This window comes from Frankia sp. KB5 (genome assembly GCF_002099325.1).
Classification (GTDB): domain Bacteria; phylum Actinomycetota; class Actinomycetes; order Frankiales; family Frankiaceae; genus Frankia; species Frankia casuarinae.
The window spans coordinates 1-1,412 of record NZ_MRUJ01000394.1; the positions used below are offsets into that span (position 1 = coordinate 1).

The 1,412-nt window shown below is 69.6% G+C and carries 2 protein-coding genes and 1 pseudogene; 1 reads left to right on the forward strand and 2 read right to left on the reverse strand.

The genetic code is table 11. The features are described 5' to 3' along the window. Positions 1-91: 91 nt before the first annotated feature. Entirely contained in the window at positions 92-577 is a 486-nt protein-coding gene (locus KBI5_RS28315) for a transposase (protein ID WP_241883185.1), read from the reverse strand. A gap of 64 nt (positions 578-641) precedes the next feature. Beyond that, positions 642-1,028 (reverse strand): annotated as a pseudogene (locus tag KBI5_RS28940) (helix-turn-helix domain-containing protein); the annotation flags it as partial. Here KBI5_RS28940 and KBI5_RS24725 point away from each other — a divergent pair. Beyond that, positions 934-1,412: hypothetical protein (locus KBI5_RS24725; protein ID WP_241883187.1), on the forward strand; the 479-nt coding region annotated here is incomplete at its 3' end. The pseudogene KBI5_RS28940 and the gene KBI5_RS24725 sit on opposite strands and share 95 nt — an antisense overlap.

Genomic DNA, 1,412 nt, shown 5'->3' on the forward strand with positions numbered 1-1,412 from the left:
GTGGCTATGCCAGAGACCGATGGCAGGCATACACAACACGCATAGACATCGTCACCTGGAGTCCTAGTGGGTGTCGCTGCAAGTTCGTCGGTTATGCGGCGAGGTTGAGGCGGCTGGCGGTCTTCAGCAGGTCCGCACGGGTGTACTTCCAGTCGAACCGGGTCGCGGTCTGGTTGTAGAGCGTTTGGAAGCCCATGACGCGGGCGGCGAGCGCGTCGAGGTCGGCGAAGTCGGCGAGGTCGCCACGCTCGATCGCCTTGCGCTGCAGGATCGAGAAGTACACCTCTACCTGGTTGAGCCAGGACGCGTGGACCGGCAGGTGGACCAGCGTCGCGGTCGGGTGGGCTGCGCGCATCCGGTCGATGGAGGCTTGGCCCCGGTGGRACGAGCCGTTGTCGACGATCCAGAACACCCGCCGCGCCGAGGCGTACGGCTCGCTGTTCATGACCTGGGCGGCGAGCCGGCCGAAAGGGACGATCCCGGTGGTGTCCTCGATCCGGCCGATGACCTGGGCGCGCTGGACGTCGTAGGCGGCGAAGTAGGCCACCGTCCCGCCGCGTTCGTACTCGAACTCCACCCGCGGACCGTGGCCGGCCCGAGCGGCGCCGGTCAGCCAACCCCGCCAGGCCCTCGCGGGCGAACCGGCCCCGCCACTTGCTGACGGTGTCCTCGCAGACATCAAGCTGAGCGGCGATCGCCGCGTTGCCCGCTCCACCGGCCGCCGCGAGCACGATCCTCGCGCGCAGCCAGGCACGGCGGAGCACGGTCGCCGACCGGACACGGCGGGCCAGCTCGGCGCGGACGTCGTCCGTCAGAATGATCGCGGTGGCACGGCGAGACACTCCCGATGTCCTAGCGGGCAGGTCACACCGGCCCACCGCCCCGGCCCCGCCCACAGGCAACCCGCCGACACCCCCGGCCACAATCAGGGCTGTGGCCGGTATCCCAGAATCGACGAAGATCTCCCTGCGGCAGCGGCTGGTCGAGCACGCCACCGGCAGGTGGCCCAGGATCACCGCGCTGTCCACCCGCTACCGCGGCCCGTTCGTCTACGTCACCGCGACCGATCCCGACGGCGACGCCCAGCCACTGTGCCGGCTGCGCTACGTCGGCTACGCCAACAACTGGGGCTTCGCCATCTGGCGAGCCAGCCACAACGACTACGCCGACTCCATACTGGCCGACGGATCCCCGACCGGCACCGCCGAAGCCGCCCTCGACCTTGCCGCCGGCCTCTACCTACCCRCCACCGCCGATAACCGACGAACTAACGGCGACGCCCACTATCTGGGGCTTCGGGAGATCCGCCTGCCCGCCACGATCTGGGATCAGATCCTCGCCGCGATTCGGTCCCGTGCGGTCACGGCCTCGACCGGTGACAGCGCGGGCTCAGATCTGCAAGGGCTGCGACG